This is a genomic window from Dehalococcoidia bacterium, from assembly GCA_035574915.1.
In the GTDB taxonomy this organism is placed as follows: Bacteria; Chloroflexota; Dehalococcoidia; order DSTF01; family WHTK01; genus DATLYJ01.
Map to the genome: position 1 here is coordinate 1 of DATLYJ010000157.1, position 4,950 is coordinate 4,950.

Consider the following 4,950-nt stretch of genomic DNA (forward strand, 5'->3'; position numbering starts at 1 on the left):
CTGCCTCGACCGGACACGCTCGGCTTTCCGCAGGCCCGGTTCCCAGAACACGAAGCTACACTCCCAGAGGCCCAGTTGCGAGACCTGGATCGCGGTAGCCTCGATCGAGGTCAGACAGCAGCTTGCCAGTCGTAACAGCGCATCCAAAGATGGCCGCTCCGCCTCAACCATCGGCCGCAGCCAGCGAGGGTTGAGGAGCAACCGCCCCGCCCCCACGTCGCAGAGGTACTCCTCCTCGTCGCTGTCGTCGTAAAGCGAGGTGGCCATGTCTGACACCTGGTGCGACACCGCCCGGGCTTCATTGAAAAACGTATGCGCGACCTCGTGGGCCACGGTGAAGCGCTGTCGCGTTGCCGGATGGCGCTGGTTGGCCCGGACCACATAGCCGGCGCCGTCCGGGACCAGCATGCCTGCCTCCGACATGTCGACCGCCTCGATTCGGCGAACGCCTCGCAGGGACGCGAGCAACTCGATGTCGGAGGGCGGCTCAGTGACCCGGGCGGCAGTGAGCAGCGAGTCGGCGAGTCGATGCATGGCTTCGATGGGGTCTGCCACGCCTGCGTGGCCGCAGAGCGCATGCGCCGCCCGGCTGCGCCATCGTTTAACCGGCATCTCTCAGCGTCAGCTCCGGGAGAGGGAGGATGCAGCTCAGATCCTGGCCCGGCAGCTCTCGACAGTCCCTGGGCAGCATCGTGCCTACCTGGTTGTAGCTGTCACCGGCGGCGCTCCCGCGCTCCCGCCGGGTTGCCCTGAGGAGATCCTCGTCCCCCACGATGGCCTTCTTCGCCATCTCGCGGCTCAGCACTGCGGGGTATCTCGGAGCAGGCCAGGGGTGTAATCAGCGTCCCTCCGTGCTCCGCCGGATCGACTCGTAGACAAAGCGCCAGTCGTCCTTCGTGCGCGGTGCGCGGCCACGGTAGCGGATCCCGGCCAGCATGCGCAGGTCCGCTTCCGGGAGATTCGCCTCACGGGCGAACTCGCGCAGGGACGCTGGCATCTCCTCGATGTCCGGCGCCGTCTCCGACGTCTGCTCCCCCAGAAGCTCGGCCATGGATGTCCCCAGGGCCTTCGCGAGCTTGAAGAGCGTCTGCGCTGAGGGTCGCGTAGCGGCGCCGGCCTCGATCTGCGACAGGTATCCCTTCGACACTCCGGCCAGGCGGGCAAGATCGGTCAACGACAAGCCTTGCTGTTGGCGGCGGCGCCTGATCTCCGCTCCGACCGGCATAGTGCCTCGATCCTAACCCCGCCGCAGCACAATCTACCGGCTCTCGTTCGCAAAAGCAAACAGAATTCTGTTGACATCAGAACGCGGCCTGCGTAGAGTTTCCTACTGAAAACGCTCAGCGTTTGGAGTAGGGTGGATTTTCCGGCGAATGTTCGCCGAGTCGAAGCTGAGGGCCCCGGAGCCGGGTTAATCGCCACGAAAGGTAGTAGCCGCTGGCCCAGGAAGTCCCATGAACCGCCCATCTACGGCCCGAGACACGATCAGACTTGTCGTCTTCTCCGACCTCCACCTCGAAGCCCGGTTTGTCTGGATGGGCGGCAGCCCCGAGGCGCGGCGACGACGGCGCGAGGCGCTGCGCAGGGTCCTCCAGAAGATCTGCGACCTGGCGCGCGAACGGGAGGCAGACGCGCTGCTCTGCGCCGGCGACCTCACCGACCGAGAGCAAGTGTCCGCCGACACGGCCGAATTCCTCCGCCGGACGTTCGCCGAGCTTCAGCCGATGCGTGTCTTCCTCGCCCCGGGCAACCACGACTGGTACAGCGACAACAGCTTCTACGCCCGCGGGTGGAGCCCGAACGTCCACGTCTTCACCGAGAATCAGCTCACGCCGGTGGTCTTGAACGACGCCGTTACCCTCTGGGGCGCGGCCCACAGACAGCCAGCGAACACGCCGGGCTTCCTGGACGGCGGCTTTCGCGTCGCGGCCCCCGGCATCCACCTTGCCCTGTTCCATGGCGCCGAGCGAGGCTGGCTGGCTGCTCAGGAACGCGGCAAACAGCCCCACGCTCCGTTCGACCCGGCCCAGATCGCGGCCGCAGGCCTCCGACACGCGTTCGTCGGCCATTACCACAACCCCAAGGACGACGTCTACCACACCTATCCTGGCAATCCCGAGCCTCTCGCCTTTGGTGAGACCGGCGAGCGAGGAGCAGTCGTAGTCACCGTGTATCCCGATGGTTCCATCGAGAGGGAACGCGTCCGTGTCTCCGAAACCACCGTCCACGATATCGAGGTCGATGTCACCGGCTGTGCCGACCGCGGCGCCGTGCGCGACGTAGTGGCTGCCAGACTGTCCGGCCTGAGTGGCGTTGCGCGAGTCCGCCTGAGCGGCGAGCTGGAAGAGAGCGTCCAGATCGCGGCGTCCGACCTCCAGGACGTACCCAACTCGCTTGACGCCCTCAGAGTCGAGCTTGGCCCGCTGACGGTGGCCTACGATCTCGGGCGCATCTCTGAGGAACCGACGGTCCGAGGGGAGTTCGTCCGTGATGTCCAGGCCGACAGGGAACTCTCGGCCGACGACAAGCGGCGCATCCTCATCACCGGTCTGCGGGCGCTGGACGGGCGCGACGACCTGGAGGTCCCCTGATGCGTTTCGAGTGGGTTAAGGCGATAGCGTTCGGCCCTCTCGTGAATCGAGAGCTCCGCTTCAGCGAGGGTCTCAATCTGGTTTGCGGGCCCAACGAGGCCGGAAAGTCCAGCTGGCATGCTGCCCTTTACGCGGCGCTCTGTGGCCGGCGGCGCGCGCGCGGGCGGCCCGGCCCGGACCAGAGATTTGCAGAGCGCTTCCGGCCCTGGTCAGGCAATGAATGGCGAGTCTCAGCGCAGATATGCCTCGCCGACGGCCGCGTTATCGAGCTAAGCCACGACCTGGATGGCCGGGTCGACCGCCAGGCCGTGCAGCATCCCGTTGGCCGTGACGTCGCCCACGAGATCATCAACGATGGTGCCCCTGACGGCGCCCTCTGGCTCGGTCTGGACAGGCAGTCCTTCCAGGCCGTCGCCTGCGTCCGCCAGGCCGAGATCACGAAGATTCGTGACGAAGCTGGCGCATTGCAGGGACATCTCCAGAGCGCCGCGGCCAGCGTCGCTGCCAGGTCGACCGCGGCCGAGGCCCTCAAGCGCATCGACGATTTCCAGTCGGAGCGCGTCGGTTCGAACCGGGCTCCGACAAGGCCCCTGATGGCCGCCAGAAGGAGCCTGGAGAGAAGACAAGAGGATCTCAGGAGGGCGGAGCAAGCCCAGGCCGAATTTGCGCGCCTCCAGCGCGAGGTCGAGTTACGGCGACGCGAGGTAGCCACGCACGAAAACGCTCGCCACTGCGCCGAGGCAAAGCTGGCAGAACTTCGAGCATCCGAGATGGAGGCACGCGCCGCCCGGGCGGCGGAGCTGGCCGCGCGGTTTCCGGACGGCGAGCCGCGCGACTTGGAGGACGACTCGCTGCTGAGCGAGCAGGTCGTGACAGCCCTGCGCGACTGGGATCAGCGCCCGCAGGACGAAGCGCTGCAGGGCCTCGATATAGCGACCCTGGAGCGGCGCCTGCAGGCTCTCCCGGACCCGGGGCCGGGAGACTTCGAGGAAGATGACGAGGTCAAAGCTGCTGAACGCAGCCTCGTCGACGCCCGGAGGAGTCTGGACGGCCATCGCCTTGCGCGCCCTGAGGAGGCGGCTGTGCCCAGCCGACCACCCACGGCCGGCCGCACGCCACTGCTCCTGGTAGGCGTTGCCGCTGCGGCCCTGGGCATCGTCCTGCTCGTCGCGGGCCTGGTGCTGGTGGGAGCCCTTGTCGGGCTCGCGGGCGCCGGTCTCGCTGGCTACGCGCTGCTGTCTCGGGATGAGGAAACTCGTTCAGATCGCGCGACTGCTGGCGGGCTCAGGGATTGGGAGCGCGCCGAGGCCGAACTCTTGCAGGCCGTGGACCGCGCCGAAGCAGTGCTTTCTGCTGCCCTGAAGGCGCGAGGAGTCGAGGTCGGATCAGGCGAGGAGCCGTCTCAAGCCTACATCCGCTACAGGGACGCCTGTGCTGCCCGCCGCCAGCGCGCGGACATCGAGCGGCAGCGGGCTGCTCTCTCGAGAGTGCAGACTGCGGAGCAGGGCCTCTACGCTGCCGCAGCCAGAGCTGGCGTCGACGGGACCGATGCAGCAGCGGTCGCCAGCCTTCTGCGAGGGTGGCAGGCCCGGCGCCAGGAGCGGCTACGGGCGCTCGACGAAGCTCGCGAGGCCTGGACTGAGTATCGGACCTTGCTGGGTGGCCTTACGCTGGAAGACCTCCGTACCGAGGCCGGGCGGAAACGCGAGGTTGCCAACACCCTCATGGCCGCACTTGACCCTTCTGCCCTCGACGCTGTGGTGCTGGAGGACGATGCCGAGGCGCAGATGGCGTCTCTGCGCCAGAAGGAGAGCGAGGCTCGGGAGGAACTGGCAAGGTCGGTACAGCGCCTGCAAGATCACGCGCGAGATATGCCGGACGTCGTGGCGGCTGCGGAGGAACTCGAAGTTGCCCAGGCGGAGTTGGCGCGCTTGGAAGACCTCGACCGCATCCTCGAGCGGACACGGGCCTTTCTCGAGAGGGCGACCGAACGGGCCCATCTCGCGATCGCGCCCGCCCTCCAGTCCACGTTGCGGCGTTGGCTTCCTGTCGTCACGCACGGCCGCTACGTCGATGCCCTCGTTGACCCGGACAGCCTGGAGGTCAAGGTCCGCAGCGAGGGAGGCACCTGGCGCGCGGCGGAGAGCCTGTCCCATGGCACGGCGGAGCAGGTCTACCTCCTACTTCGTGTCGCCCTGGCCCAGTATCTCGCGAAGCCCGGCGAGCCCTGCCCCCTCATTCTCGACGACGTGACGGCGCAGTCCGACGCCGAGCGCACGCTAGCGATTCTGGAGGCGCTCGCCGAACTGAGCGCCGAGCGGCAGGTAATCTTCTTCAGCCAGGAGGCAGAGGTTCTGGA

5 protein-coding genes are annotated in these 4,950 nt (G+C 67.3%); 2 read left to right on the plus strand and 3 right to left on the minus strand.

Going from position 1 to position 4,950, the window contains the following annotated elements:
* The 3 genes from VNN10_14250 to VNN10_14260 form a co-directional block, all read right to left on the minus strand.
* On the minus strand, positions 1-612 hold a 612-nt coding region (locus VNN10_14250), incomplete at its 3' end, for an ImmA/IrrE family metallo-endopeptidase (protein ID HXH23183.1).
* Complete coding sequence (locus VNN10_14255) at positions 602-790, minus strand: hypothetical protein (protein ID HXH23184.1); 189 nt, start codon at positions 788-790, stop codon at positions 602-604. The genes VNN10_14255 and VNN10_14250, both read right to left, overlap by 11 nt.
* Positions 791-838: 48 nt before the next feature.
* Positions 839-1,225: a helix-turn-helix transcriptional regulator gene (locus VNN10_14260; GenBank protein ID HXH23185.1), complete on the minus strand. Its 387-nt coding sequence runs from the start codon at positions 1,223-1,225 to the stop codon at positions 839-841.
* 229 nt (positions 1,226-1,454) lie between these two features.
* On the opposite strand from VNN10_14260, the gene VNN10_14265 reads away from it, so the two are divergent.
* The gene (locus VNN10_14265; GenBank protein ID HXH23186.1) at positions 1,455-2,591 is read left to right on the plus strand and encodes a metallophosphoesterase; all 1,137 of its coding nucleotides are present in this window, start codon (positions 1,455-1,457) and stop codon (positions 2,589-2,591) included.
* The coding region (locus VNN10_14270; GenBank protein ID HXH23187.1) for an AAA family ATPase at positions 2,591-4,950 on the plus strand (2,360 nt) is incomplete at its 3' end. The genes VNN10_14265 and VNN10_14270, both read left to right, overlap by 1 nt.